The sequence below is a fragment of the Haloarcula amylolytica genome, from assembly GCF_049705545.1.
Classification (GTDB): domain Archaea; phylum Halobacteriota; class Halobacteria; order Halobacteriales; family Haloarculaceae; genus Haloarcula; species Haloarcula amylolytica_B.
The window spans coordinates 693,710-720,428 of record NZ_JBNAMU010000001.1; the positions used below are offsets into that span (position 1 = coordinate 693,710).

The window sequence follows — 26,719 nt, forward strand, 5'->3', positions numbered from 1 at the left end:
GATGAAAAAGTATTATTACCGCGCCGGGGCCAGACCCGGGTAGCATGCACATTCCCGACGGGTATATCGATCTACCGCTTGCGTTGCTGTTCGGTGCGCTTGCGGTCGTCGTTCTGAGCGTCGCTGCGAAGCGTGTCAACGGTGAGATCTCCGACGCGCGCGCACCGCTGCTCGGCGTTGTCGCGGCGAGTATCTTCGCTGCACAGATGCTCGACTGGCCGATTCCGGGCGGAACCAGCGCCCACTTCGTCGGGGGCGCGTTCGCGGCGATTCTCCTCGGCCCACACCTGGGCGCGCTCTGTGTCGCGACTGTCGTCACGATTCAGGCACTCGTCTTCGGTGACGGCGGGCTCGTGGTGCTTGGCGCGAACGTGTTCAACATGGCTGTCGTCGAGGTGTACGTCGGCTACGCCGTCTATCGCCTGCTCGTTCCCTACGGTGAGTTCCGTGCCGCCTTCGCCGCGGGGTGGCTGGGAATCACGGCCGGCGCGCTGACCGCCGCGCTCCAGCTCGGCCTTTCCTCTGCGTTCCAGTACCAGTTGTTGACGACGCTGTCGATAATGGGCGCCGGGCATCTCGTGCTGGGCCTGATCGAGGGAGCCATCACCGCCTCGGTCTACCGCTATCTCGCCCGCGCTCGCCCCGACCTCCGGCCGAACGCCGCCCCGGAGGTGAGTGCGTGATGGCCTGGGAGCGCCCCGATTGGCTCCCCCGTGCGCTCGCCGCGCTGCTGGTCCTGACGCTTCTCGCGCCGGTGTTCGGGTGGGCGGCTGGCCAGGTCGGCTACGCGGAACCGCTTGAGAACGCCGCCGAGGCGACGGGCGCGACGGAACACGCCACCGCGGTCGGGACGGCGCTGTTCCCGGACTACGGCGTCCCCGGTCTCGGCGGTGCGACCGGGACGTTCGTGTCGGCCGTCGTCGGCACCGCGCTGACGCTTCTCGTCGGTGCCGCTATCGGTCGCGCACTCGGGGCGGATACCGACAGGCGGCAGTAGCGCATGGCCGGCAGCGACCTGCTCGACCGGACCGTCGCAGCTATCGCGGCCAGCGCCCAGTGGTTCCTGCTCGCCGAGGACCTGCCGGACCGGGACGGGTTTCTCCAGGCCGTCACGCCGACAGTCAAGCTTACCGGCATCGCGACGCTCGTCACCCTTACTGTGACACAGCGGACGCTGGCAGTCGTCAGCGCGCTCGCCCTGCTCGCTGCGGCGCTTGCAGCCCTTTCTCGGATCCCTGTTCGGACCTTCCTGGGTCGTCTGACCGGCCCGCCGGCGTTCGCGCTCGTCGTCGTCGCGCCACAGGCCGTCCTGATGGGTGGCCCCTCACTGGGGTCGCTCCCGCTCTCGGCCGCCGGCGTCGACTACGTGCTCACGTTCGCCGTCCGCGTAACCGCGTGTGTCGGCTTCCTGTCTGTCCTGCTGTTGACGACTCGCTTCGCCGACCTGCTGGCGGCGTTTCGTCGGCTCCGTGTCCCGCCGATTGCCGTCTCGCTACTCGGGATCACGTACCGCTATCTGCTCCTCTTTTTCGCCGAACTCGAACGCATGATCCGGGCTCGCCGGAGCCGAACCATCGCCGAGCCGAGTCTCCGCCGGAACTGGCGCGATTCGGGGCACTTCGTGGGTTCGTTTCTCGTCCGGAGCCTGGAACGCGGCGAGCGGGTCCAGCGGGCCGCTCGCGCCCGCGGCGGGACTGGCTCGACGCCGGCACAGCCCCGGGAACCGCTCGGGCGGGCCGACCTCGCCTTCGGACTGGTCGTCGCGCTCGCCGTCGTGGTGGTGGTCGCGTGACTGCTATCGAGGCTACTGACCTCCGGTACGCATACCCTGACGGGACGCTGGCGGTCGACGGTGTCGACGTGTCCATCGAGCGCGGCGGCCGCGTGGCGCTGCTCGGTCCGAACGGGGCTGGCAAGTCGACGCTGCTGGAACTGCTTGGCGGCCTGGTCGACCCCGACGGCGGGCGGGTCCGGTACTTCGGTGAGACGACCGACGCCGACACCGTCCGTAGCCGACTGAGCGTCCTCACGCAGAACCCCGCGGACTACCTGTTCAATCCGACCGTCCGCGAGGACCTCGCCTACGGACCGGCGCAACTCGACTGCGACCGCGCGGAAATCGACCGCCGGGTCGAGCGAGTCGCGGACCGGCTCGACCTCGACGGACTCCTGTCGAAACCGCCGTTCCGGCTCAGCGGCGGCGAACAGCGCCGGGCCGCCCTCGCCAGCGCGCTCACCGTCGAGCCGGACGTGCTGTTGCTCGATGAGCCGGCGAGCAACGTCGACGCCGCGAACCGGGCGACGATTCTCGACCTGCTGGACGAACTCGCGGCCGAGGGCGTCACGCTCGTCGTCTCGACGCCGGACACCGAACTCGTCCCACACGTCGCGGACCGGGTGCTGCTGCTCGACGACACCGGCACGATTGCTGCGAGGGGTGCCACCCGCCGTATCCTGACAGACGCCGACCTGTTGAGGGACTGTGACCTGCGCCCGCCACAGGTCGTCAGATTGTTCGAAGGCCGAACGGCGGACGTGCCACTGACTGTCGACGGGGCCGCCGAGCGGCTGGACGCGGGCGATCCGGATACCGCGGAATGACGGTCGTATCTGGGATGCCGGCTCACCAGCCGGAGGCCGGCCGCTGCGTCACTCCGACGCGTCGAGCAGTCGGCCGTGCACGTCGATCTCGCCGTTCCGAATCCGGGTGCTGCTGATCCGCGTGCCGTCTTCGGCGACGACGAACGGTGGCGTGTGGATTTCCAGCGGGTGCAGTCCCGCGTCCCGACGCTGCTGATTGAGTTTGTGGGCACGTCGCTGTGCCTTTGCCTCCGGCGAAGCGACGAGCGCGTCCACGTCCGCTCGTGTCGCGGCCGGCCCCTGCGTGTCGTCTAACCGGAGAATCTCGTACGAAGCGGTGTACGACTCACTCAGCTGATCCAGCTCGGTATCGAGCTCATTCAGGCGGTCGTCGTACGCACCCAACCGCTCGGCGTGATCCGGATCGCTACGCGTCTCCGTGGCCAGCTCGGGGCTGGTCAAACCGACGATGACGTGGCCGTCGCCACTCCCGTCGTGGCTTGCGGTCTGAAACGCTTTGTGTAGTAGCGCCCGGTGGCCGTTGTGAATCGGTGTGAAGGTCCCGCCGAGAATCGTTGTCCGGTCCGCGTCTGCCATACGCGAATGTCCCACCAGTGTCATATATAGTTGCTGTCGACAGCGTGGCTCGCCACTGCCAACAGCGTACATCGACCGTGGTCCGGTAACACTCGCGTCAGCAGTAACTCAAGTAGCTCCGGTACGTATCCACAGCCATGACTGAAGTCACTCCCACACCGGGTATCCACCACGTCACATGCATCGCGAGCGACCCACAGCAGAACATGGACTTCTGGGTCGAGACGCTCGGGCTCAGGCTCGTCAAGCGCTCGATCAACCAGGACGACCCAAGCACGTACCACTTCTTCTTCGCCGACGCCGAGGGGAATCCGGGGACGAGCATGACGTTCTTCCCGTGGGAGGACCACTCGCAGGGGAAAGTCGGCTCCGGACAGGTCTCACGCACCGCGTTCCGCGTTCCCGAGGGAAGCCTCGACTACTGGGAGGACCGTTTCGACGAGTACGGCGTCGACTACGACGACCGCGTCGAGCGGTTCGGCGAGACCGTCCTCCCGTTCCGCGACCCCGACGGGCTCCCGGTCGAACTAGTCGAAGTCGAGATTCCCGACGACGACCCGACAGAGCCGTGGACGGAGTTCGTCCCAGAAGACGCAGCCATCCGCGGCTTCCACTCCGTGACGCTCTGGCTCGCTGACCCCGAACCTACGGAAGACCTGCTCCAGAAGATGGGTCTGGAGGAAGTCGGCACCGAGCAGGCACAGGGCGACACGCCCGGCGACGAGCGAACCCGCTTCGCCGCGACGGGGTCCGTCGGGAAGTACGTCGACGTGTTGCCGACTATCGAGGGCGGCCGGCAGGGCCACGGCACGGTCCATCACGTCGCCTTCCAGACGCCAACCGACGAGGACCAGCAGTCGATGCGCGAGGCCGTCCGCGGTGCGGGACTGCGCCCCACCTCACAGATCGACCGCCACTGGTTCCGGTCGGTCTACTTCCGGGAGTTCGGCGGCATCCTGTTCGAACTCGCCACGAGCGGCCCCGGCTACGACAGCGACGAACCGCTTGACGACCTCGGCGGCCGACTGGTGCTGCCCGGGAAGTTCGAGGACCGCCGCGAGGAAATCGAAGCAGGGCTCACAGACGTGACGATTCCCCGGCCAGCGCCGGCCGAAGCCGACGACTAACGCCAGCGAAACGACCGGTATACGCCTCCTTCTTCCTGTTAGTCTGTGAGTAAATATGCGTGCCCGGGGCGACCAGTTGCACATGTCCACTGACGGGCAGGAGTACGTTATCGCGCCGTGGGGGGAGAGTGGGTGTGAGACGACCGTCGTCACGGTTGATCTTCCGTCGCGGGACCTTGCCGCCCAACTCGAAGTACCGACAAGCGTGCTAGACCGCATGGCACAGCTCGGTGACGAACACGATATCCCGGTCACACAGGCGCTCGGGGAGCGGCTGGAAATCAACCGAGCGCGGGTGTCGCTCTGTGCCGCGAAGTCGGTTGACGACGTGGCCGCCGTCCAGCAACATCTCACGGACGCCCGCGAGTACCTCTCCGGCGTCGAGACGCTCGATACAGCCGACCTCGAAGCCGACATCGAACACCTCTGGACGAACGAACTCGGGAGCGCGTAACCACGTTGGTGAAGCCAACAGTGGCGACGAGAGTTGCTATTTGTATGCACAGACACCTTGGAAAGTAGTTTATTGTCAACGCCAGATAGACGATAACGAACCGGGGAATCGGTGACTGGATAACACGAATGGCAGCATCACACCCCCAAATAAACGGGTAAAAACACTCTTGGCGTGTCCGTTTCCAATTCTTTACCGACAGCCGCGAGTTTACAGTAAGTTTAATTCCCTGAGTTTCTCACCTGCGTTCGTGGTATTATCATGAACGATGATAGACGACTGTGGCTCGTGGCTGCAGTGTCGCTACTCCTGATATTCGGTGGGAGCGGGCTCGCATGGACAGTACAAACAGACGCCGGTTCCGTGGAAGTCCGCGATGTGCGGTTCTCCGGGACCAACGGAACGATGATGAGCGGGACGCTGTACATCCCTGAGGAGGCGAGCAGCGCCAGCCCACAACCCGGAGTACTGGCCGTCCACGGCTACATCAACTCGAAGGAGACGCAGTCGCCGTTCGCTATCGAGTACGCGAGACGGGGCTTCGTCGTCCTCGTTATCGACCAGACGGGCCATGGCTACTCGGACCCGCCAGCGTTCCAGAACGGCTATGGCGGCCCCGATAGCCTCGAATACCTCCGGTCGCTGGACTACGTTGACAACGAAAACATCGGGCTCGAAGGGCACTCGATGGGCGGCTGGACCGTCGTCACGGCGGCCGCGGCGCATCCGGACGGGTACGAATCGATGGTCATCGAGGGCTCCTCAACGGGGTCGAACCGTGCCCCCGAAGGCACCGATTCGTTCCCACGGAACCTCGCCGTCGTGTTCAGCGAGTACGACGAGTTCTCCCCGTTGATGTGGGGGACGGCGAGTGCGTCCGACGTTGAGCAGAGCGACAAACTCCAGACGGTGTTCGGCACGGACAGCGCCGTCGAGGAGGGGCGTACTTACGGCAGTGTCGAGGACGGGACCGCACGGCGGCTGTACACGCCGGCGACGACCCATCCCGGCGATCACTTCTCGACCGCAGCCATCGGCGCGTCCATCGAGTGGCTCCAGCTAACGCTCGAGGGCGAGGACGAGTTGGACCCCGGAAACCAGGTCTGGTACTGGAAATCGCTGGGGACCTTTATTGCCCTCCTCGGTGGCGTGCTGTCGCTTTTCCCGGCGGGCGGTCTGCTCATCGAGCGGGCATCGACTGACAGACTCCGACGAGAGTACCCTGACGGGAAGGGGATGACCGGCGCGAAACGCTACGGGGCATCGCTGCTCGCCGCGGCAATTCCGATTGTGACTTACTTCCCGCTGCAAGACGCCGCACCGGCGATTATCGGCCTCAGTTGGCTGTTCCCACAGCAGATCAACAACGGCGTGATCGTCTGGGCGCTGGGGAACGCGGCCATCACGGCGGTGCTGTTCGCGGTGTGGCACTACACCACTAATGCGGACGACGCGTCGGTGTCGCTGGCGAACTACGGCCTCGATACGGGCGACGGCGCGCGGACGGTCGGCGTCTCGGTCCTGGCCGGCGTCGCTACCGTCGCCGTGCTGTACCTGCTGGAAGCCGTCGTGGCGTTCCTGTTCCAGACGGATTTCCGTATCTGGGTGTTCGCCATCAAACTCCTGTCCCCGGCGCAGTTCCGGATCAGCTTTTCGCACCTCCTGCCGCTGTTTGCCTTCTTCGTCGTCCTGGGGGCGCTCCTGCACGGCCAACTCCGTCCCGAGGGCGAATCCCGGTCGCTCCGCCGTGCGATGGCGACGAACTGGCTCATCGTCGTCGGTGGGTTCGTCGTGCTACTGGCGGTTCAGTACGTCCCACTGCTGTCCGGGCAGCCGCTTCCGCTGGGCCACCCGCTGTTGACAATCCTGGCGCTCCAGTTTGTCGCCCTGCTCAGCATCGTGGCCTTCGTTAGCACCTACTTCTTCAGAAAGACGGGTCGGGTCTGGGTCGGCGCGACGATCAACGCCGTCCTCGTGACGTGGGTCATCGTCGCCGGGACGGCCACGCAGTTCCCCGTCTAGACCCGGCGTTCACTTCCCTATTCGCTCTCGGTGACGGTCGTGCTCCGACCGTGAGGACGCACAGCCGAAAACCGGCGGTGACTCAGTCGTCGCTCATGACGCCCTCCGCGACGGCCATGTCCTCGACCGTGGGGTCGTCCTCGGACGCCCGGAGGACGAACCGCTTGCGGATCAGATCGGCCGCGTAGATGGCCGTCCCGAGGATGATGAGCGTGTCACCGGGGAGCCGCGCCCAGAACAGCGTCTGGACGAGCGGCTGGTTGTAGAACGCCACGCTCCGGGCCGCGGCGTAACTGCCGGTGAACGCCGCCTCCAGCTGGAGGAAGCCCACGGGCAGGACGGAGACGAACACCATCAGGGCCAGGCCGACGTTCCAGCACCAGAACGCCGCCCGGAGCCAGGAGCCGTCCCAGCGACCGGGTTCGATGGCGAGCTGGAGCATGTAGGTGACCATCCCCAGCGCGAGGAAGCCGAACGCCCCGAACATCGCGGCGTGGGCGTGGCCGACCGTGAGGTAGGTGCCGTGCTCGTAGTAGTTGATCAGCGGGAGGTTGATGAAGAACCCGAGCACGCCGGCCCCGACGAAGTTCCAGACGCCGCTGGCGATGATGAACATGAACGGGAGCTTGTAGGGGAACCCGCCGGTTTCCGACATCGCCCGGTACTGGCCCAGCGCCTCGTAGAGGATGAACACCAGCGGGAGCAGCTCTAGCGTCGAGAACACGCTCCCGATGGGGACCCACATGTCGGGCATGCCGACCCACCAGTAGTGGTGAGAGACGCCGATGACGCCCGTGCTCATCACCAGCAAGGCCTGGAGCATGACCGCCTTCTCGGCGCTGCGGCGGCTCAGCAGGTTCATCGACACCAGCGTCAGCCCGATGATGGCGACGATGAAGAACTCGAAGGCCCCTTCGACCCACATGTGGACGACCCACCAGCGCCAGAACTCCGTGACGGCGATGTTGGTCTCGGGGGTGAAGAAGAACCCGGCGGTGAACAGCAGGGCAATCGAGCCGCCGGCGTACAGGATCATGTGCGCGAGGCCGAACACCGGCTCGCGGTCCAGCAGCGGCTTCAGGCCCCGAATCGAGAGGACGGCCCACAGGCCGAAGCCGGCGAGCAGCCCGACCTGCCAGACCTTCCCGACTTCAAGGTACTCCAGGCCCTCGTTGCCGATGAGCCACCAGAGGTCGCCGAAGTAGCCGTGCGAACCGAGCCAGATGCCGCCGAGGCCGCCGACGGTGACGACGACGATGGCCCCGAGCAGGATGTCGATGTACGTCGACTGGCGTTTGGGCTCGTGGCCGGTCAGCAGCGGCGGGAGGAACAGTCCCGCACCGAGCCACGTCGCGGCGATCCAGAGAATGCCGAGGTCGATGTGCCAGGTCTTCGCCATGGCAAAGGGCAGTAGCTGGAGGATGTGGACGCCGAAGATCTCCTCGATGCCGAAGAACCCGGCCCGTTCGATGTAGAAGTGCGCGAGCAACCCGCCGAGCAACACCTGTGCGAGGAACAACCCGGCGGCGACCGGGATGAACCGCAATGCGGCCCGCTGGCTGGGGAAGATGCTCACGTCCCCCGGCTCGGGAACCGAGAGGGAGTCGGCGGATGGTTCCGGGAGACTGACGGACTGGTACAGCCAGATGCCGCCACCGGCGGCGGCGACGAGGAGGACCATAGCGACGACGCTCCAGGTCATCGCCGCGCCGGTCGCGTCGTTACCGGCGGCTGGCTCGTAGGGCCAGTCGTTCGTGTAGGAGTGTTCGCCGCCCGGGCGGTCGGTGTGGGAGAACCACGCCGTCCACATGGCGAAGTCGGCGAATTGCCGGGCGTCGGCTTCGGAGTCGATCATCCCTTCGGGAACGCCCCGTTCGTGGCTCCCCTCGTGGTACCGCTCGACGTACTCCTGTCGGACCTGCTGGTGGGCGTACAGCTCCGCGGCGGAGTACTCGATGTTCCCGCCCTCGTACTCCCCACTGAGGTCCTGTTTCACGTCGTCATCGACGGCGGCCTGTTCGGCCGTCGACAGCGATTCGTACTCGGTCCCGTAGCGCTCCTCGGCGTAGTACGTCCGCATGTGCTGGGTTTTCAACTCCAGCGAGTCGGCGGTGTAGTCCGCGCCGTAGTACGCGCCGTTCCCGAGAATCGAACCGTGGTTCATCAGCCCGTTCTTCTGGAACGCCTTCTTCCCGTCGCGGATGTCCTCATCCGTGACGAACGCCTCGCCGTCGGGTCCGACAACCTGCTCCGGGATGGGTGGCGCTTCCTGATACGCGATCCACGCGCCGGCCCCCATGACGACGAGGTTGAAGACGAACGCGGCGGCGATCACCTTCGCGATTGTTTTGCGTTTGAGCTCCATGTGGTTGGAACTCTACTATCCCAAAATAAGAAGGGGGTAAGAGGTTCCCAGTCGCTGGCGACGGGAGCGAACATGTTCGCCCTGATAGGGACCGGTGGTGTCCTGTCCCCCGGATTCGCCGCAGTGCGTGGCGCGGTATCACAAGGCAGATTACTGCCTGTCCCTCCCACTGTGGCATGCGCCGTCGCCACTTCGTCCAGACGCTCGGGATGTCAGCACTGGTCGGGAGCGCGGGCTGTACCGGGCAGACGGGCGAAACAACACCGGCCTTCGAGGTGTCGAGCCCAGCGTTCAGTTCCGGGGACGAGCTTCCCGCCCGGTTCACCTGCGACGGCGACGGCGTTTCGCCGCCCTTTGTGATCGAGCGCGTGCCGGACCCGACGGCGGCGCTTGCTATCACAGCCGAGTACGACGGTGGCGTGTTCAGCCAGCCGGTGTTCTGGACACTGTGGAACGTTCCGCCCGAGACGGAGCGGATTCCGGCCGGGCTCCCTCGCGAGCCGACCCTCGATACGCTCGGGGGCGCTCGACAGGGCGAGCAGCCTCCCAACGAACCGGGGTACGAACCGCCGTGTCCGCCGGCCGGCCAGCCCTATGAACACCGGTTTCAGGTGTTCGCTCTCGGCGAGGAGCTGTCTCTCGAAGGTGGGACAGAGCAGGAACAGGCGTCAGAAACCATCGCGAACGCTCTCATTGCAAGCACCCGTCTCACTGTCGAGTACACCCACCCGGCTGTGACCGAGGGCTAGCGGCTGGAACCCGGACACGAGCGCGGCTAGCCCGTTATACGAACGGTTGTTCATTCGGTAGTGACTGCGGTAATACGGCTTCTGAGTGGCACGGCCCGCTGTGATTGGCCGTCTCGTCGCGCGTGGTTCGTCGTTGCTTATGACAATGTTTCACAATACCATTAAACCTATATACTGGTGTGATATACCATAGCATGTATGGCGTCCGCACCGAGTAGTGACGATATGTTCGACGAGTTCCTCTCCCAGCGTGGCCACGACGTGGACCAGAGTGGTTGGGAAGAGAGCTATAACAAGAAGCAGTGCCCTGATTGCGGCGGCCTTCACGAGTCGACAGCGGCACAGTGCTCGGTGTGTGGCTGGACACCGGTACGGTAAGGACACTCCGCTTTTTCGCTCTTTTGCTCTTCGACCGATAGCGGCGGGAACGATCCGCAGAACCGCCAGCTAGCGCTCCGCCAGCGATGTGTTCCCGCCACGTTCAACGTCGAGACAGAACGCCTCAGACAGTAGGAACTGCATTACGTTATTCGGAAAGGAAGTGGGGAGTCTTTGTTTAGCCAGCCGACGGTTGGGGGGTCGTTTGCCGGCGGGCAACCAGCTAGTGGTGGTTACAGCGCATCGAGCGATCCGTGGAGAAACAGCCCGAGCGCGAGATGTTGGTACGCGGACGTCGCGATCTGTTCCTTTGCAGCCGCGTCGTCCGCGATTCCGTACTGTTTCGTCTGGACGAGTTCGTGCATCTGGAGCGTGCCGTCTGCCTCTAAATCGTGCAGCCGGGGGTACACAGTCCCCGGACTCAGTTCGGCACCGAACTGGTCGTCGAGTGCCTCCATCAGTCCGGTACCGTGGGTGCCACCATCGGCGACTGCGATCATCGCCAGCAGGATCTCTTCCAGACTCTGTGTGACCAGGCCGTCATCGACCGCGATATCGCCGTCGACGACGTCGTCAATGACCGGATTCAACACCGACTCCGTGATGGCGTCACGACTGGGTGGGTCATGCGATTCCGGGCGCTCTGTACCGCCGAGAGGGGTCACTCGCTCATCGGCGTTCCGGCCCTGCATCTTGCCCGTCGTCACGCGACGGAGGTTGTCTCCGGACATCGTCTCACCTGAACGCAATCCGCGATGGAAGCTACAGGGGCTATCATCATATAAACGGGGCAGTGTTTTCTGAACGTGAAACCACCACAGTGCTCGAAAACGCTTATATAATATGACGCGAATTTTGGTGTAGTGGCTGAGGAACAGAGCATCGAGGAGATTCTCGATACTATCGGTGATAAGCACGCGCGCCGCGTGCTCGCCGCGATCAGTCGGGAACCACAGTCGGCCAAGGAACTCGCCGAGGAGTGTGACCTCTCACTGCCTACTGTGTACCGCCGTATTGAACTGCTCGAAGAGTACGACCTCGTCACCGACCGAACGCTCGTCGCCGAGGACGGGAATCACTACAAGGTGTACGAGTCCAACTTCGAGTCGACGGTCATCTCGCTCGAAGACGAGGAGTACAAAGTACGCATCTACCGGGAAGAGAACCTCCCGGACCGGTTCAGTCAGCTCTGGGACGAGCTGAACCCGGAATGAGTTCCCCCTCCAACAGAGGAGTATCCGCATGACGACCGGCGTGGCTATCGCACGCGGCGCGCTCATCCTGATGCGGATGGTCGTGTTCGGGCTGACGCTCGGTATTACCCTGATTAGCTTCCAGGCCTACCGGAAACGCCCGTCAGAGCGCCTCCAATACGCGTTCGTCGGCTTTGCGTTCATCAGTATGGGTGTCGCTATCTCCAGCGTCATCACGCAACTGAGCGCCGGCGAGACCGGTGCCATCGTCCGCGTCTTCTTCCAGATGTCGGAAACCATTCCGTTCATCATCGGGTTCGCAATGCTGTACGTGTCGCTGTACCGATGAGAAATCCGCCCGGATGGGCCTGTCAGTCGTCGTCCCGCTAAAGCACGTTGTTTATTTGGCCGCGGTCCCACTACATGTTCAATGACTGATTCGACCACCGAGGTTGTCCGCCTGTTCGGTGGGCCCGGTAGCGGGAAGACGACGGCGCTGCTCGACCGCGTCGACGAACTGCTGGAAGACGACGACGTCGATTTCCGTGACGTACTGGTTGTCTCGTACACGCGTGCGGCGGCCGCCGAGATACGTGAGCGACTCGCGGACCGGCTCGGCCTGTCCCCTCGCGCACTCCGCGGGAACGTCTGTACGATGCACGCGAAGGCGTACGAACTGCTGAACCTCTCCCGTGGCGATGTCGTCGGCGAGGACGACAAGGAGGCCTTCTGTGAGGAGTTCGGCATCGACTACGAGGACGAGTACGAGGGGTCCCGGCGTCGGTCGGCCCGCTCGACCACCCTCGGGAACAAAATCATCGCGACGAGCCAGTGGCTCCAGCGGACCCGCCGCGACGTCGCCGACTGGTACGACGTCCCGTTCAAGTGGGACGACGAGGAGGTCCGGCTCCCGCCGGAGATCGACGACAACGCCCAGACCGGCAACAAATACACGCCGACCTGGCCGACTGACGACGACCGCGTCGACGTGCCGAGCGTCATCCGCGGCTGGCGCACTTACAAGGGCGAGAACGACCTGACCGGCTTCGCGGACATGCTCGAACGGGTCGCTCAGCGCTCGCTGCTCCCCAACGTCGATTACCTCATCATCGACGAGTTTCAGGACATCACGACGCTGCAGTACGACGTGTACGATGAGTGGAAACCGCACATGGACCGGGTGCTCATCGCCGGCGACGACGACCAGGTCGTCTACGCCTGGCAGGGCGCGGACCCCGATCTCCTGCTTGAGGAAGTCGTCACCCAGGACGAGGTGCTGCCGAACTCCTACCGGCTCCCATCGCGCATCCTCAATGTTGTCAACCGCGAGGTGCGCCACATCGAGAAGCGCCAGGAGAAAGACCTCAATCCGCGCAAGGAGGGCGGCCGCGTCGAGGCGGTCCAGAACCCCTCGATGTTCGACCTCTCCCGGAACGTCACGCGGACCATCGAGCAGTCAGACGAGACGGTGATGGTGCTGTTCCGGGCCCGGTACCAGATGTTCCAGTTCATCGACGAGTTCATCGACAACGGGATCCCCTTCTCCTGTCTCACCGACCAGCGGATGTGGACCGACCGGCTCACCCAGTACGTCAACGGGCTCGAAGCCGTCGAGGCCGACGAGCCGCTCACGGTGCTGGAAGCGCGCCGTCTCGCGGATATGCTCGTCGACTCCGCGTTCGGCACGGGCGAGCGCGACGACCTCTTCGACGCGCTCGAAGAGATCGACGAGTCCCACGAGGACGAAGATATCGCCGATATCGAGATCGACCCCGACGTCGTCCACGACCACGTTCCCTTCCTCCCCGACGCGGCCTCGGCAGGCGACATGCTCCGGAAAGTGACCAACTTCCAGGAGCGGACCGTCGACGCCTACTTCACCGGCGATTACACCGGGATGGACGCCGACCGGGTCCGTGTCGGCACTATCCACTCCGCCAAAGGTCGCGAGGCCGACCACGTGTTTGTCGCGACCGACCTCACGGAGAAGGTCGTCGAGCAGATGGCCGCGACCGTCGATCAGCAGGGAATCGAGGTGCCAGGAATGGATGAGTTCACCAAGCACACCAGCCCCGTCCCGACGCTGACCGACAACGAACGGCGTGTGTTCTACGTCGGGATGTCCCGGGCCCGCGAACGACTCGTCCTGCTTGAGAACCTCGTCGACGGCGCGCCGACGCTGCCCATCGACGTGTTGCTGGAGAACGAGCCCAGCGACCGCTCCATCGAGCAACTGCTCGACGACGCCAGCGAGACCATCGCCGCCGACTGAAGCGACCGATTTCCTTACTCGTCGATTGTCCCACCACCCAGGTAGTACCTCGTCTTGTCACGCGTCGACTGCGCGACCTTGGTAAACGTGACAACCCGCTGTTCGCCATCGGTCTCGTCGCGCTCGACGTGGAGTTCCAGCCCCTGGTCGCGAAAGTACGACAGCAGGTCGCTGATAGTTTTCGGGTCGCCGCGAACTGTGTGCGTTTCGCCGACCGGCTCGCCCGCGTCCACCGCCCGTATCGTTTCGACTGCAGGCTGGAGGATAGCCTCGCCCAGTTCTCGCGCCCGCTCATCGACGGCCGCTGGTGATTCACCGCGCTCGACGGCCTGGAAGGCCTCCCGCATGACGCGCGTGAAGACGAAGTCCCGGCCGTAGTCGAAGGGCAACTCGAACGCGTGTTCGAGATCGGCCCGGTGGATGGCACTGGTCGTGTACTTCAGCGCCGTTTCCCCGTCTGTCGATTTGAGGACCACACCCTCCCGGCCACGTGCGTTCAGGTCGTCGATCCGCTCACGGGCGGCGTCGACGGCTGCTGCCGGGGCGAACGTCCCGTAGTGGTCGACGCTGTCGAGGCCGTAGGTCGCACACCTGTCGAGCCGCCGTTCCACACCCATTGGCGTCCCGCTTTCGCGGTGGCGGATGCCGAACACGTAGAACCCGACCTCCTCGATTTCGCTGTAATCGTGGTCGGTGTAGGGGTTCTCCGGCCCGACAAGTTCGCCACACAGCATGTGCTCGGGGTGGTCGTCGAAGAACGTCTCGGCATCCAGTAACGCTTCGACCTTCCGCGTGGTGTACGGACAGACGAACCCGCTCCGGGTGAACGCCAGAAGGTCGCCGTCGATCCGTGCGACCCTGACGTTGTAGCCGTTGAGTTTCTCTTCGATGGCGACGGGACCGTCGAACGTCTCCCGGATCGCCGGTTCGAGGACGAGCGCACGCGGCATCGACGGATAGCCACGGACGACCACGTCGCCGACGAGCGCCGTCCCCCGTTCGATGCCGTGGCGCTCGTCGCTGAGATGTCGGTATCGCTGTCCGCGGAACCACTCGGTATCGAAGTGTTCCAGCAGGTCCTCGGGGTCGGTGTCGACATCGAACAGTGACCCCCAGTCTCTCGACATATATGGCTCTTGTTGACATGACACTAAAATACTGCTGGCGTGTGTCACCGCCGTAACTGTCAGAGAACATTAGTGGCAGGCTACCGTAGAACCAGTATGGTCGACCGCCCGCTCAAGCAACGGTTCGTCCTCGACACGTCGCTGTTTCTCACCCCGGAAATCAGAAGCGGCGACGAGGACCTGGAGGCGGCCTGTCTGGACCTGCTCGATCTCATCTCCGAGGCGAAACTGGTCCACAACATCTCCTGCTACATGCCGCCGTCGATCCAGGCGGAACTGACGACGATGTTAGAGGACCGGGACATCAGTGACGACGTGCTGACGAAACTGGACACGTGGGTCATTACGAAGTCACCGGCTCACTACGAGGTGATGATTCCGGCGGACCTGGTGTACGAGTTCATCGACGAGATGTCCGAGCGGGTGGACCGCGGCCTGCGCGTCTCGGAGAAGGCCGTCCGGAAGGCCGAGGAGTCGCGGGCCGAAACGGTCGACGAACACGATCACATGACGGAGGTGGACAAGGTCATCTCGGACTTGCGCGACGAGTACCGGGACACGCTCCGGCAGGGCGTGCTCGACTCCCGCGAAGACTTCGATCTCCTGATACTCGCGCAGGAACTGGACGCCGGCGTCGTCACGGAGGACCAGGGTATCATCAACTGGGCGGAGGACTTCGGGCTGCGGTATCTCAAAGGCCGGAACTTCCCCCCGCTGCTCAGGGAGTATCTCGCCGCCGACGACCCGGACCGCTGGCGGGACGAAACCTAGTCCTCGTCGCCACTGTCCGGTGGCTTCCCGCCGGGGAGCGCACTACGCGCCCACCCAGCGATTGCGCCAGGAATGTCCGTCGGGGAGGGAGCGACCCATTCGATGACCAGTAAGGCGGCGGCTAGTCCGAGAAAGACCGCACCGATCGCTGTCTGACCGCGGGCGAGGTTATCGACGCCGAGGAGGGTGACCCGCGCGGCGAGTACGACCGCGACCATCAGCTCGATTGTCCCGATGAGTCCCCGTGCCATCGGTCGCCGTAGGCGGTGACTAAACAAAAGCATCGCGCCTGCGTGGTGACCGCGCCACTAGTGTCCCCGAGGGGCACACGTTCAAGTCGCTGCCGGCTGAACGTCGTCGGTATGCAGATCGGCATCGTCTCGGACACACACGACAACGCGTCGCAGGTCGAAGCCGCAGTTGAGACGTTCGCGGACGCGGGCTGTGAGACAGTCGTCCACTGCGGCGACTTCGTCGCCCCGTTCTCGGTGACGCCGTTCGACGGTGACTGGTCGTTTTATGCCGTTCGCGGCAACAACGACGGAGAATGGGCGGTCCAGTCCACCGTCGAGGAGTTCGGCACGTACTTCGGCGAGATGGGCGAGTTGACCATCGACGGGTACACCCTTGCAGTGTATCACGGGACTAGCGGGGAGATCGTCGACGCGCTAGTCGAATGCGGGAACTACGACTACGTGCTCCACGGGCACACGCACGAACGCGGCCACGAGGAGCGTGGGGGCACGGAACGAATCAATCCCGGCGGCATCTCGATTCCGCCGGCCCCCGAGCCGTTCTCGGTTGCGACGCTCTCGACGGCCACCGGCGAGGTCGAGTTCCACGAACTGGGGTGAGAATCAGTCGTCGGCGTGACTGTCGACGCGCTGTGGGCTCCCATCATGTTCGACGAGTCCGCGGCCGACGCCGAGGGCTTCGTCGGTGCGTCGGATGCTCTTCTCGGCGCTTGCGGTCCGCTCCGAGAGCGCGCGGACGGCGTCGATGTTCTCGGGCACCACGTCGGCTTCCTGGTGGATGGCCTGGAACAGGTAGAGGTCCCGGCCCTCGACCGTGATGGACTCGGCCCAGATGCAGTTCTCCCACACGTCACCGCGCGGGCGACCGGCGTCGCGGGTGTACTCCTTGAGCTTCCCTGCGCCGTCGATACCGAGCGTCTCCGGGATGAGGAACAGCCGAGATTCGTCGGTCAGCAGCGACGTGACTTCCTCTGTGGTGGGTTCGCTCTCCAGCGTGACGTTGACGCTGTGAGTGTGCATCTGCGTCGTTGGGACCTTCATTCCCATCGTATCGATGTCGAGGTCGGGGAAAATCGTCTGGACGTCAGGACCGTGGTGGGAGGGGATTTCGACGGGGTCAGGGAGCGTGTCGTTGATCGGGCCACGACCGGTCTGGCCCGGGTCGGCACCACGCCGGACCAGTGTCACACGCGATTTCTCGACGCCGTATGATTCCTTGAGCGGCGCGAGCAGGCGTGAAAGCCCGGTCGTATTGCAGGAGACGACGCGGGCGGTGTCAGCACCGACCGCCTTCTCGTAGTTGGCACGGGCGTTGAAGCTCACGTCTGCCAAGTCGGCGTCTTCCCCGCCCTGGAAGATGGCCGGCGTGTCGTGTTCGGCGTACAGCGGCGCGTTGGTCGCACCGACGCCACCCGGCGTGGTGTCGACGACCACGTCACTCGTTTCAATGAGGTCATGGACTGTGCCGGCCGTCGCAAGATCGGCTTCGTCAAACGGTTCGCGGCCGTCCGCGGCGTAGAGATCGTAGCCGCGGTCGTCTGCGATAGTTGCCTCGAAGTTCGGCGAGCGCTTTGCGACGCCCGCAACTGTCATATCTGGCTGGACACGCACCGCGTCAGCGACGCGTTTCCCGATGGTGCCGAAGCCGTTGATGCCCACGTGGAGCATGAACGTCCCTACTTTGGGGGAGAGTATATTCTTTGTGCTTAATATTCGGAGAAATTAACTCAGATAGTTGTACCACTGGTAATTGTCAACTTTTGACAGGGAAACGCTAATACGGCTGTTTTTGGGCGGTACAGGGTTCTATTCCAACATCGCTAGGTCCGACTGTCACCGCGTTACTCACAGTTACCAAACCGTGTAATAATGTTGTTTGTTACCGATTAACTCTCGTAACTGAAACGAGAATGCCGCGGCTGCAGTTCCCTGCCACCCCATCCCGCTCCCCGCAACTGAGGCAGACCGGTGTCACGCGGCCGCTGCCTGAAACAGTCACTTTCAGTACGGCTTTGGTGTGACTGCGGACGGAGTCACGGGAGCACACGTGTGCCTTCCATCAAGAGTTATTCAGTGCGAGCACACAGCAGTTGTATGGACAACTCGTCGCTTCGCGCGCCCGCAGAGACTGCCGTCAAACAGTGCCTGAATCTCCAGCCCGACGAGTCATGCGCAGTTATCACTGACGACCAGCGGAAAGCGATCGGCGAGGCGCTGTATCGCGTCGCCGCCGAAATTACCGATGACTCCGTTTTCGTGCGCTACCCGCCGGGCGAACAACACGGTGCGGAACCGCCCGCGCCGGTCGCTGGCGCGATGGAAACCGCCGATGTCGTGCTCGCACCGACGACCAAGAGTCTGAGCCACACGGAGGCCCGCACCGACGCCAACGACGCCGGCGCTCGCGTCGCGACGCTGCCCGGGATTAGTGAGGGCGTGTTCCTCATGGGGTTAGACGCCGACTACCACCTCATCAAACAACACTGCGAAGACGTGCTGGCACAGGTCGAGGACGCCGATGAAATCAGAGTCACGTCACCCCAGGGAACCGACATCACGTTCGGCATCGGCGCGCGCGAGTGGCACATGGACACCGGCATCGTCCACGAGCCCGGCGAGATGTCGAACCTCCCCGCCGGCGAGGTGTTCCTCGCCCCGGAGACAGCCGACGGCACGTTCGTCGTCGACGGGACGATGCGCCCCCACGGCAAACTCGACGGCAAGCGCCTCACGTTCGAGGTTGAGGACGGCTATGTCACGGACATTGAGGACCCGGATATCCGCGCGCAGGTCGAGGACGCTGCCGAGGAAGTCGGCCAAGACGCGTACAACCTCGCCGAACTCGGCATCGGCACGAACGTCGCCGTGACCGAACTCGTCGGCTCCGTCCTGCTGGACGAGAAGGCCGGCGGCACGGTCCACATCGCCATCGGCGATGACCACGCGATGGGCGGCGACGTGCACGCGCCGATTCATCTGGACGGGATTCTGACGGAACCGACCGTGTATGCGGATGGAGAGGAAGTGAAACTTCCTCGGGTGGAATGAGCGGTAACGCCGCGAACGTGGGGAGATCGTGGATCTCCCGAAAACGAACGGCGACTGACGGGAGCCGTGAGGACGGCGGGGAAGTGGAACTTCCTCGGGTTGAGTGAAACCGAGGTCAGAACGGATCTGCGACAAACAGAAATAGAAGCGTGAGTAGCGCACGCCGACCGCCGGCAGTCTCTGCTATCCGTGTGCGTATTTCATCTTCACAGCGTACCCGACGACGAAAGCCGCCCAGACGAGCGATCCGACGAGGACACGGTCGAACGGTACCGGGTAGCCGAGGTTCCACGCGAGCACGAGCCCGTGTATCGCACTCATGTACGCCATCGTTGCGACGGTGATGGTGGCCGCTACCCGCGGCACGTCCGGCGGGTCGTAGCGGAACGCCAAGTTCAGCACAATGAGGGTTGCGAGCATCAGCGCCGGCATGAGAACGACACCGACTGGCTTCGAGACGTAGTTATCGGGCGTGCCCGACGCGGAGAAGTGAATCGCGACTTCTGCAGGGAGGCGCGACCAGACCGCCACGCCGGCCAGGGCTGTCAGGGCGATGATGGCACCGTTTGCGATGTCGGCACGGTCCCGACGGCGAGTCATACCCGGCGTTTGTTCCGGCGACGCAAGAAGGTCGGCGTGACTGTGCGAGTGAGAACCACGAGCAGCGCCGTGGCGACGACCATTTACGGGAGCGTAGTCAACGGCTTCATATGACAGATGCTACACCGGGCGACCGCATCGCCCTCCCGTGTCCGGCCTGTTCGCCGGACCTGGAAACGGTTCACGAGGTGCTGAAGCCGGGCGGCCACGTGACAGTTCGCTGTACGGACTGTGACCACGTCCACAAGGAACAGCTACCAGAGGAAGAGACGCTGGAGCGAAGCGTCGTCGTCTCACAGGACGGGGACTCCTTCACCGCACAGGTCGACGTACCGACCGAGGAAGAACTATCCGTCGGCGAGGAGTTCCTGCTGGAGACCGAAGAAGCGGTTGTGACTGCGCGCATCACCAGCCTGGAGACCGCGGACGGCCGCGAGGACGAGGCGGCCGCCGAGGACGTCGAGACCATCTGGTCGCGGGCGGTCGGGAACGTCTCGGTCAACGTCACGATGCATCCGAAAGACGGGACCCACGACGAGACCGAGAGTTTCAAACTCCACGTCCCCGGCGACTACGAGTTCGTCGTCGGCGAGACTGAGGAGTTCGGCGAGGAAGAGTTCACCGTCGAGGGAATTCACGTCCGCGACGACGCCCACGGCTACGACCACGAGAACATGGACCACGACGGCGACATGGGCATCGCGAAAGACATCAACCGGCTGTACGTCAGGGACGAGTCGACCACGGCGTGGTCGGCGTGGTAGGATGGCCGACTGGGACCGAAAACGGTCGCTGCTGGCCGACCGCCTTCGCGAGCATGTCTCCGACGAGGCCGTTCTCGCGGCGATAGCGTCGGTTCCCCGCCATCGGTTCGTTCCGGACGACAAGCGACACGATGCCTACGCCGACCGCCCGCTCCCGATCGGAGCGGGTCAGACGATTTCTGCGCCGCACATGGTCGCAATCATGGCCGAGTTACTGGACCTGTCCCCGGGGGACCAGGTGTTAGAGGTCGGTACGGGGTGTGGGTACCACGCCGCGGTGACCGCCGAACTGGTCGGTTCCGAGAACGTCTACAGCGTGGAGTACCACGCATCGTTGGCCGACGAAGCTCGGCAAACACTGGAAGCGACCGGCTACGGCGACATTTCCGTTCGAGCCGGCGACGGCAAGGAGGGGTGGCCCGACCACGCACCCTACGACCGGACGTATCTGACCTGTGCCGCGCCGGATTTCCCCGCCCCACTCGTCGAACAGACACGCGACGGCGGTATCCTGCTGGCTCCGATCGGTGACGGGCGACAGCGTCTCATCCGGGTGGAGAAACGGGCCGACGGCACGCTCGACAGAGAGGACCACGGCGGCGTTCGATTCGTCCCGCTCCAGTAGGGCCTTTCGACAGGCGCACCCGTTGCCGCGCCATTGATATAGCTCCGGCCGAACATGCTGATATGGACCCGGCGGTACTGCGGGACGACATGGTCGACAGCCTGCAACACGAGAGCAAGGGTGTCGTCCGGAGCGCGTGGCTGTCGGCAGCGATGCGTGCCGTCCCCCGGGAGGCCTTCGTCGGCGAGCAACAGGCCTACTCCGACCGACCGTTCGAGCGCCTCGGCACGCGCGTGCTCTCGCCCAGTACCGCCGGCCGAGTCCTCGAACTGCTGTCACCCGAGGAAGACGACGACGTGCTCGTTGTCGGTGCCGGCGTCGGCTACACGGCTGCGGTGCTGGCAGAACAGGTCGGTGCAGCCAACGTTCATGCGATAGATATCACGCGACGGCTCGTCGTCGAAGCCCGGCAGAATTTAGCCGAAGCCGGCTACGACGCCGTCCTCGTGGACCGACGCGACGGGGCTGACGGGCTGCCCGAATACGCGCCGTACGACCGCATCCTTCTGGAAGCCGCCGCAATCGACCCGCCGCGGGCGCTCCTCCAGCAACTGACCGAGGACGGTCGGTTGGTGATGCCGCTGGGCACCGGCGAGCAATCCCTCGCAGTCGTCGACGCCGACGGCTCAGTCCAGCGGCACGGCACGGTTGCGTTCCAGCCGATGCTCGTCGAGGGCGAGCAGGCCGACACCGTCGAGCGCAATCGAACCCACCGCGAGGACCGCGAGCGCGCCCGGCGGGCAGCCCAGTCTCGCGCCGGCTGGGAGCAGGACTGGATCGACTGGGACGGTTAGGGTGACTCGACGACGAGCAGATCCGTGTTCGAGCGGGCGTCCTCGTAGTTACTGCCCGCTGGTGGTTTTACTTCGAAGGTGACGGTGCCGTCCTGTTGATTCGGTCCGAGCGACGGCGACAGCGAGAGGGTCACATTCCCCGCGCTGTCTGTCTCCCCCGTCGTGACCGACGAGAGCGTTGCTGTGCCGCTTTTCGCGATCACTGTCGCGCCGGACACGGGTGACCCCTTCGAGTCGATGACGGTGACGACCACGTCTTGCGTTCCCGGGTCGGTTACTTCCGGGTGTGGCTCTACATCGACCTCAGTTACTTGCAACGTCTCGATTCCGGAAATAGTGCTCATCATTACAGAGAGACAGGCGACGCCGACCACCAGCGCGATGACTAGGCGGATCGGAAGTCCCTCGATAGCACGTTCGTCGCGCCACAGCGAGTCTGACATGGACAGGAGTGGCTCCGAATTCGTACTTGAATCCCCGGACGAACGTTCAAGTACCAGAACGGGCCAACCGCCGGTATGGTCGTTATCGGACGCGAGGAAGTGACGGGGGCGACGACGCGGCTGGGTCGCTATCGGGCCCGCGATGGGAGCCGCGGCGCTGCGGTCGATTTTGATGTCGACCGGCCACACATCGCCCTCGTCGTCGGCAAACGCGGGTCCGGGAAGACGTACACGCTCGGCGTCCTCGCCGAAGGATTGCTGGCCGCTGAGGGGGTCGCGCCGGTCGTCGTCGATCCGATGGGGACGTTCACGCCACTCGATACTGCGGACGTGTCTGCGACGGTGGTCGACCCCAGCGTTCGCGCGGACGCGCTCGACCCGCGACAGTGGTGTACGGTGCTCGGACTCGACCCGGAACAGGGCGCGGGCGCGCTCGTGTGGCGGGCGGCGAGCGAGCGTACGACCCTCGATGGGATGCGTTCGTGGGTGGCCGGCTCGGATGCGGCGGCGAGCACCAGTCGAGCCGCGGCGAACCATCTTGCCCTCGCCGAATCCTGGAACGTGTTCGACCCCGCGGGTATCGACACGGAGACGCTGTGTGGCGATGGTCTGACCGTACTCGATATGTCGGGACTCGCTTCGCGGCCGGCCAGCGCGGTCCTCGCCGCCATCGCAACCGCGCTGTACGACGCCCGCCTGGCCGAACAGACGAGCCGACTGCCCTGGCTGCTGGTCGACGAGGCCCACGCGTTCACCGACGGGGTCGCCCGGCGTCCGCTCCGCCGGCTCGTCACTCGGGGCCGCCAGCCCGGCGTGAGTTGTGTGCTCGCGACTCAGCGACCCAGCGCCGTCCCGCCGACGACCGTCTCACAGACGGACCTGCTCGTCGCCCACCGACTGACGAGTACCGCTGATATCGACGCGCTGCAGGCGGCCCGGCCGACGTATCTCGACGGCGGCTTCGCGGCCCGCCTACCAGAGACAACCGGTGACGCGCTCGTCATCGACGACAGCACCGAATCCGCTCATCATGTGACGGTCCGCGAGCGGCGGACGCCTCACGGCGGCGAGACGCCGCGAGCCAGCGACATCGAAGCAGACAGGGAGGACGGCGCTCGTGCAGGGAGTTCTGAAATCTGATGACTCGGCAGGAATTAACCGATTTGCACGACGCCCCAGGCCAGCCCTATCCCAACCAGCGCAAAGACGAGGTTCCCGACAGCGTTGAGCACGGCAAGCGCCACGTACCCGTCCTCCCACAGCCGTACCGTCTCGACCGAAAACGAGGAAAACGTCGTGAACGACCCGCACGCGCCGACTCCGACCAACAGTGCCGCGTCGCCGGTCACACCGGCAAACGTCAGCAGTCCCAGGACGAAGCTCCCGACGACGTTCACCGTGAGCGTTCCAAGCGGGAACGTCTCTCGCTGGACAGCCCCCGCCAGATAGTGGCGACAGAGCGCGCCGATAGCGCCGCCGGTGCCGACCAGATGCGCCGGCTCGATTGCGACCATCACCGGTCACCTCCGGCGAACAGACGGACGGCCGCACGACCGACAAGGACACCGGTAAAACCCAGGGCGTAGCTGCCGACGATATTCGCGACGGCCCACTCGGGCGTTAGCACCGTCTCCACCGCGAACGTGCTGTAGGTGGTAAACGACGAAATGAAGCCGGTCGAAGCGGCCAGCCTCGTTTCGCTGGCCAGCGCACCGACCTGCAGCCCCTCGTACACGAGCAGGCCGAGCGCGAAACTGCCGAGGACGTTGACCAGCAGCGTCCCCTGCAACCCCGGAACAAAGAGGCCGACGAAGTACCGAAGGTTCGACCCGGCGAACCCCCCCAGACCCACGAGGGCGATGGTTTCGACCGTTACCAGTGGGTGGGTGTCTGCCACTCTTACTCCCCGAGTATCTCCGCCAACCGCGCTTCACCGAGCGTGTCGACGAGCTGTGCGAGCTCGATAACCCGCTCTTCGCCGAGCGTGTCGACGAGCTCACGGATCTCTGCCGGGTCGAAGGTCCGGGCAACGTAGCCAAGGTTCTCGACCATCCGCGTCGTCCGGTCCAGCGTCTCTTCGTCGGGTCGTAGCGTTAGCGGCCGGTTGGTGAATTTGCCGTTTTCGTTGAAGTAGCAGAACCGAAGCTCGGCGGTGTCGCCGTCATCTGGGTCGACGATCTGCAAGACGCCGTACCCACTGTCCCACTCGTCCAGTTCGACCTCGAGCAGCGTTTCGTAGCGGGTCACACGACCCGGTTCCAATCACGGCGACTTATAGGTTGGCATACGAGAGCGTACACAAGTGGAAACGATTGTGAAACGCAACAAAGTAAGGGAGTAAAAGGAAAGACCGTCCAGCTCCACGACAACGGCTCTGTACAGGAATAATATTGGTACAGGTGTTATTCCGGCGTTGGCTGTCGGTTTGTCCGTTGTCCGCCGGACAATGCTGTTGGTGCGTTTGCCGTGTCGGCCCACGTTCGGACGACAGCAGGGACTCCCGTGTTCGGGAATGAAACTATTTTTATATCCTCTCCAACAACAGCAGACCAATGCCAGAGTCAAAGCAAGAATCTAGTGTCGCCCACTTCGATGTAACCAATATCGGTGGGATCGACGAGACGTCAGTCGATATTCCGCCGGGCGTGACGGTCCTGACGGGCAAGAACGCCACAAACCGGACGTCGTTTCTGCAGTCTATCATGGCAGCGATGGGGAGCACGCAGGCGACGCTGAAAGGTGACGCCGACGAGGGAAGCGTTGCCCTCACTTACGGGGATGAAATATACGAACGGACGCTCACGCGGGCGGGAGACGCCGTCCAGTTCGACGGCGAGGGATATCTCGACGACCCCGAGGTCGCCGACCTGTTCGCGTTCCTGCTGGAAACCAACGAGGCGCGCCGGTCCGTGGCTCGGGGCGACGACCTCCGCGAGATCATCATGCGGCCGGTCGACATCGACGCGATCCGTTCGGAGGTCGAACAGTTGGAAGAGGAAAAAGGCGACATCAACGACGAACTCGCCACAATCGAATCCCGCCAGCGCGACCTCCCGGACCTCGAACAGCGCCGGACCGAACTCCGCGAGCAGATCGAGGAGAAGCGCGAGGAACTGGCCGAACGCGAGGAGGAGATCGACAACAGCAGCCGGGATATCGAGGAGAGCCGCCAGGAACAGGACGTCCTCGAAGAGAAGCTCGACGAACTCCGCTCGACGCGGTCGGACCTCGAATCCGTCCGGCGTGACATCGAGGCACAGGAGGAGAGTATCACCTCGCTGAAACGCGAACGGTCCGACCTCGAAGACGAACTGGACGAACTGCCGGAGACGCCGATGGGCGACCACCAGCACCTGGAAGACGAGATCGCAAACCTGCGTGACCAGCGCCAGCGACTGAACAGCGAGATCTCCGATCTCCAGAGCCTCATCCAGTACAACGAGGAGCGCCTCGAAGAGGAAGACTACGACGTCATCCAGTCGCTCGAAGACGCACCGGAGGGGTCCGACGGCGACGTCACGGAGCAACTCCTCGAAGACGAGGACGGCGAGTCCGTCGTCTGCTGGACGTGCGGTTCGACGGTCGACCGCGAACAGATCGAGGACACCGTCGACCGCTTGCAGGACCTCCGCCGGCAGAAGGTCGAGGAGCTCAACGACATCAAATCGGAACTCGATGACCTCAAGTCCGACCAGCGGGAGGCAGAGAAGAAGCAGCGCCGCCGCGAGAACGTCGAGCGAAAGATCCAGGAGACCGAAACGGAGATCGAACGCCGCGAAGAGCAGATCACGTCGCTGAAGGACCGACGCGAGGAGCTGACCAGCGACGTCGAATCGCTGGAAGACGAGGTCGACAACCTCGAATCCGAGGACTTCGACGAAATCCTCTCGCTGCACCGGGAGGCGAACCAGCTTGAGTTCGAGATCGACAGCCTGGAGTCCGACCTCGATGACGTGTCGGCCGAAATCGAGGAAATCGAGGAGATGGTCGGGCGGGCCGACGACCTCCGCGAGGAACGCGACGCGCTGGTCGACGAACTCACCGACAAGCGGACGAAGATCGACCAGATAGAGGCCAACGCCGTCGACGAGTTCAACGAGCACATGGACGCCATCCTCGGGATTCTCGAGTACGAGAACCTCGAACGCATCTGGATCGAGCGCGTCGAGCAGACCGTCCGCGAGGGGCGTCAGAAGGTCGACCGAACGGTGTTCGAGCTCCACATCGTCCGGACCACTGAGAACGGCGCGGCCTACGAGGACACCATCGAGCACCTCAGCGAGAGCGAGCGCGAAGTGACCGGACTCATCTTCGCTCTCGCGGGCTATCTGGTACATGACCTCCACGAGAGCGTTCCGTTCATGTTGCTTGACTCGCTGGAAGCCATCGACTCGGCCCGGATCGCCGAACTCGTCGAGTACTTCGCCGACTACGCCGAGCATCTGGTCGTCGCCCTCCTGCCGGAGGACGCCCAGGCGCTTGACGACGACTTCAACCGCATTACTTCGATCTAACCCCGTAGTCTTTTAGTTCCGGTTACCGTACGTTGGAACAAC

General features: G+C 64.1%; 31 protein-coding genes. 20 read left to right on the forward strand and 11 right to left on the reverse strand.

Going from position 1 to position 26,719, the window contains the following annotated elements:
- Nucleotides 1-44: 44 nt before the first annotated feature.
- Genes ACOZ4H_RS03710 through ACOZ4H_RS03725 form a run of 4 tightly spaced genes read left to right on the forward strand, consistent with a single transcriptional unit; the run spans nt 45 to nt 2,601 of the window.
- Nucleotides 45-683, forward strand: a complete 639-nt coding sequence (locus tag ACOZ4H_RS03710) for an energy-coupling factor ABC transporter permease (RefSeq protein ID WP_424328023.1) — start codon at nt 45-47, stop codon at nt 681-683.
- Nucleotides 683-997, forward strand: a complete 315-nt coding sequence (locus ACOZ4H_RS03715) for a PDGLE domain-containing protein (protein WP_424328024.1) — start codon at nt 683-685, stop codon at nt 995-997. The genes ACOZ4H_RS03710 and ACOZ4H_RS03715 overlap by 1 nt, the downstream gene beginning before the upstream one ends.
- Before the next feature lie 3 nt (nt 998-1,000).
- Nucleotides 1,001-1,792, forward strand: a complete 792-nt coding sequence (gene cbiQ / locus ACOZ4H_RS03720) for a cobalt ECF transporter T component CbiQ (protein WP_424328025.1) — start codon at nt 1,001-1,003, stop codon at nt 1,790-1,792.
- Nucleotides 1,789-2,601, forward strand: coding sequence for an energy-coupling factor ABC transporter ATP-binding protein (locus ACOZ4H_RS03725; protein WP_424328026.1), 813 nt, complete (start codon nt 1,789-1,791; stop codon nt 2,599-2,601). The genes cbiQ and ACOZ4H_RS03725 overlap by 4 nt, the downstream gene beginning before the upstream one ends.
- A gap of 48 nt (nt 2,602-2,649) precedes the next feature.
- Here the strand turns inward: ACOZ4H_RS03725 and ACOZ4H_RS03730 are convergent, their stop codons facing one another.
- Nucleotides 2,650-3,177: a phosphopantetheine adenylyltransferase gene (locus tag ACOZ4H_RS03730; protein WP_424328027.1), complete on the reverse strand. Its 528-nt coding sequence runs from the start codon at nt 3,175-3,177 to the stop codon at nt 2,650-2,652.
- 137 nt (nt 3,178-3,314) lie between these two features.
- Here ACOZ4H_RS03730 and ACOZ4H_RS03735 point away from each other — a divergent pair, with 137 nt between their 5' ends.
- From ACOZ4H_RS03735 to ACOZ4H_RS03745, 3 genes are all read left to right on the forward strand, one after another.
- Entirely contained in the window at nt 3,315-4,304 is a 990-nt protein-coding gene (locus ACOZ4H_RS03735) for a ring-cleaving dioxygenase (protein WP_424328028.1), read from the forward strand.
- 82 nt (nt 4,305-4,386) lie between these two features.
- A complete protein-coding gene (locus tag ACOZ4H_RS03740) occupies nt 4,387-4,758 on the forward strand; it encodes a hypothetical protein (RefSeq protein ID WP_121302379.1) in 372 nt (123 codons plus the stop codon).
- Between the two features lie 261 nt (nt 4,759-5,019).
- Nucleotides 5,020-6,780, forward strand: coding sequence for an alpha/beta hydrolase family protein (locus ACOZ4H_RS03745; protein ID WP_424328029.1), 1,761 nt, complete (start codon nt 5,020-5,022; stop codon nt 6,778-6,780).
- 82 nt (nt 6,781-6,862) lie between these two features.
- On the opposite strand, the gene ACOZ4H_RS03750 is transcribed toward ACOZ4H_RS03745, so the two are convergent.
- Nucleotides 6,863-9,145: a nitric-oxide reductase large subunit gene (locus tag ACOZ4H_RS03750; protein ID WP_424328030.1), complete on the reverse strand. Its 2,283-nt coding sequence runs from the start codon at nt 9,143-9,145 to the stop codon at nt 6,863-6,865.
- Nucleotides 9,146-9,321: 176 nt separating this feature from the next.
- On the opposite strand from ACOZ4H_RS03750, the gene ACOZ4H_RS03755 reads away from it, so the two are divergent.
- Nucleotides 9,322-9,894, forward strand: a complete 573-nt coding sequence (locus ACOZ4H_RS03755; protein WP_424328031.1) for a YbhB/YbcL family Raf kinase inhibitor-like protein — start codon at nt 9,322-9,324, stop codon at nt 9,892-9,894.
- A 198-nt stretch (nt 9,895-10,092) separates the two neighbouring features.
- Nucleotides 10,093-10,272, forward strand: a complete 180-nt coding sequence (locus ACOZ4H_RS03760) for an HVO_0416 family zinc finger protein (RefSeq protein ID WP_004515335.1) — start codon at nt 10,093-10,095, stop codon at nt 10,270-10,272.
- A gap of 233 nt (nt 10,273-10,505) precedes the next feature.
- Here the strand turns inward: ACOZ4H_RS03760 and ACOZ4H_RS03765 are convergent, their stop codons facing one another.
- Nucleotides 10,506-11,003 (reverse strand): PadR family transcriptional regulator, encoded by a 498-nt coding sequence (locus tag ACOZ4H_RS03765; protein ID WP_424328032.1) that lies wholly within the window; start codon nt 11,001-11,003, stop codon nt 10,506-10,508.
- 132 nt (nt 11,004-11,135) lie between these two features.
- Here ACOZ4H_RS03765 and ACOZ4H_RS03770 point away from each other — a divergent pair, with 132 nt between their 5' ends.
- The 3 genes from ACOZ4H_RS03770 to ACOZ4H_RS03780 all read left to right on the forward strand — a co-directional run bounded on the left by ACOZ4H_RS03770 (nt 11,136) and on the right by ACOZ4H_RS03780 (nt 13,737).
- Nucleotides 11,136-11,486, forward strand: a complete 351-nt coding sequence (locus ACOZ4H_RS03770; RefSeq protein ID WP_424328033.1) for an ArsR/SmtB family transcription factor — start codon at nt 11,136-11,138, stop codon at nt 11,484-11,486.
- 28 nt (nt 11,487-11,514) lie between these two features.
- Nucleotides 11,515-11,814 (forward strand): DUF7521 family protein, encoded by a 300-nt coding sequence (locus tag ACOZ4H_RS03775; protein WP_424328034.1) that lies wholly within the window; start codon nt 11,515-11,517, stop codon nt 11,812-11,814.
- 81 nt (nt 11,815-11,895) lie between these two features.
- Entirely contained in the window at nt 11,896-13,737 is a 1,842-nt protein-coding gene (locus tag ACOZ4H_RS03780) for a UvrD-helicase domain-containing protein (RefSeq protein ID WP_424328035.1), read from the forward strand.
- A gap of 14 nt (nt 13,738-13,751) precedes the next feature.
- On the opposite strand, the gene ACOZ4H_RS03785 is transcribed toward ACOZ4H_RS03780, so the two are convergent.
- Nucleotides 13,752-14,864 carry an RNA ligase gene (locus tag ACOZ4H_RS03785; protein WP_424328036.1) on the reverse strand — a complete coding sequence of 371 codons (1,113 nt, stop codon included), beginning with the start codon at nt 14,862-14,864 and terminating at the stop codon, nt 13,752-13,754.
- 96 nt (nt 14,865-14,960) lie between these two features.
- Between ACOZ4H_RS03785 and ACOZ4H_RS03790 the strand changes: the two genes are divergently transcribed.
- Complete coding sequence (locus ACOZ4H_RS03790; RefSeq protein ID WP_424328037.1) at nt 14,961-15,635, forward strand: RNA ligase partner protein; 675 nt, start codon at nt 14,961-14,963, stop codon at nt 15,633-15,635.
- Here the strand turns inward: ACOZ4H_RS03790 and ACOZ4H_RS03795 are convergent.
- On the reverse strand, nt 15,632-15,886 hold the full coding sequence (locus ACOZ4H_RS03795; RefSeq protein ID WP_424328038.1) for a DUF7533 family protein: 255 nt from the start codon (nt 15,884-15,886) through the stop codon (nt 15,632-15,634). The genes ACOZ4H_RS03790 and ACOZ4H_RS03795 overlap by 4 nt on opposite strands.
- Nucleotides 15,887-15,997: 111 nt before the next feature.
- Here ACOZ4H_RS03795 and ACOZ4H_RS03800 point away from each other — a divergent pair, with 111 nt between their 5' ends.
- Nucleotides 15,998-16,489, forward strand: coding sequence for a metallophosphoesterase (locus ACOZ4H_RS03800; RefSeq protein ID WP_424328039.1), 492 nt, complete (start codon nt 15,998-16,000; stop codon nt 16,487-16,489).
- Between the two features lie 3 nt (nt 16,490-16,492).
- Here the strand turns inward: ACOZ4H_RS03800 and ACOZ4H_RS03805 are convergent, their stop codons facing one another.
- Entirely contained in the window at nt 16,493-17,557 is a 1,065-nt protein-coding gene (locus tag ACOZ4H_RS03805) for a type II glyceraldehyde-3-phosphate dehydrogenase (protein ID WP_424328040.1), read from the reverse strand.
- Between the two features lie 426 nt (nt 17,558-17,983).
- On the opposite strand from ACOZ4H_RS03805, the gene ACOZ4H_RS03810 reads away from it, so the two are divergent.
- Nucleotides 17,984-18,937 carry an aminopeptidase gene (locus ACOZ4H_RS03810; RefSeq protein ID WP_424328041.1) on the forward strand — a complete coding sequence of 318 codons (954 nt, stop codon included), beginning with the start codon at nt 17,984-17,986 and terminating at the stop codon, nt 18,935-18,937.
- A gap of 183 nt (nt 18,938-19,120) precedes the next feature.
- Here ACOZ4H_RS03810 and ACOZ4H_RS03815 read toward each other — a convergent pair whose 3' ends face one another.
- Entirely contained in the window at nt 19,121-19,537 is a 417-nt protein-coding gene (locus ACOZ4H_RS03815) for a DUF1648 domain-containing protein (RefSeq protein ID WP_424328042.1), read from the reverse strand.
- 110 nt (nt 19,538-19,647) lie between these two features.
- On the opposite strand from ACOZ4H_RS03815, the gene ACOZ4H_RS03820 reads away from it, so the two are divergent.
- The 3 genes from ACOZ4H_RS03820 (at nt 19,648) to ACOZ4H_RS03830 (ending at nt 21,720) form a co-directional block, all read left to right on the forward strand.
- A complete protein-coding gene (locus ACOZ4H_RS03820) occupies nt 19,648-20,301 on the forward strand; it encodes an HVO_0476 family zinc finger protein (protein ID WP_424328043.1) in 654 nt (217 codons plus the stop codon).
- A gap of 1 nt (nt 20,302) precedes the next feature.
- A complete protein-coding gene (locus ACOZ4H_RS03825) occupies nt 20,303-20,926 on the forward strand; it encodes a protein-L-isoaspartate(D-aspartate) O-methyltransferase (RefSeq protein WP_424328044.1) in 624 nt (207 codons plus the stop codon).
- A 62-nt stretch (nt 20,927-20,988) separates the two neighbouring features.
- Entirely contained in the window at nt 20,989-21,720 is a 732-nt protein-coding gene (locus tag ACOZ4H_RS03830) for a protein-L-isoaspartate O-methyltransferase family protein (RefSeq protein ID WP_424328045.1), read from the forward strand.
- On the opposite strand, the gene ACOZ4H_RS03835 is transcribed toward ACOZ4H_RS03830, so the two are convergent.
- Nucleotides 21,717-22,163, reverse strand: a complete 447-nt coding sequence (locus tag ACOZ4H_RS03835) for a DUF7382 domain-containing protein (RefSeq protein ID WP_424328046.1) — start codon at nt 22,161-22,163, stop codon at nt 21,717-21,719. The genes ACOZ4H_RS03830 and ACOZ4H_RS03835 overlap by 4 nt on opposite strands.
- A 75-nt stretch (nt 22,164-22,238) precedes the next feature.
- Between ACOZ4H_RS03835 and ACOZ4H_RS03840 the strand changes: the two genes are divergently transcribed.
- Complete coding sequence (locus tag ACOZ4H_RS03840) at nt 22,239-23,303, forward strand: ATP-binding protein (protein ID WP_424328047.1); 1,065 nt, start codon at nt 22,239-22,241, stop codon at nt 23,301-23,303.
- A 14-nt stretch (nt 23,304-23,317) separates the two neighbouring features.
- Here ACOZ4H_RS03840 and crcB read toward each other — a convergent pair whose 3' ends face one another.
- The 3 genes from crcB to ACOZ4H_RS03855 are packed head-to-tail and all read right to left on the reverse strand — an operon-like array spanning nt 23,318 to nt 24,410.
- Entirely contained in the window at nt 23,318-23,677 is a 360-nt protein-coding gene (crcB, locus tag ACOZ4H_RS03845) for a fluoride efflux transporter CrcB (protein WP_424328048.1), read from the reverse strand.
- A complete protein-coding gene (locus tag ACOZ4H_RS03850) occupies nt 23,677-24,060 on the reverse strand; it encodes a fluoride efflux transporter FluC (RefSeq protein ID WP_424328049.1) in 384 nt (127 codons plus the stop codon). The genes crcB and ACOZ4H_RS03850 overlap by 1 nt, the downstream gene beginning before the upstream one ends.
- Before the next feature lie 2 nt (nt 24,061-24,062).
- Nucleotides 24,063-24,410 carry a hypothetical protein gene (locus ACOZ4H_RS03855; protein ID WP_170096915.1) on the reverse strand — a complete coding sequence of 116 codons (348 nt, stop codon included), beginning with the start codon at nt 24,408-24,410 and terminating at the stop codon, nt 24,063-24,065.
- 305 nt (nt 24,411-24,715) lie between these two features.
- Here ACOZ4H_RS03855 and ACOZ4H_RS03860 point away from each other — a divergent pair, with 305 nt between their 5' ends.
- A complete protein-coding gene (locus tag ACOZ4H_RS03860; protein ID WP_424328050.1) occupies nt 24,716-26,677 on the forward strand; it encodes an archaea-specific SMC-related protein in 1,962 nt (653 codons plus the stop codon).
- Nucleotides 26,678-26,719 lie beyond the last annotated feature (42 nt).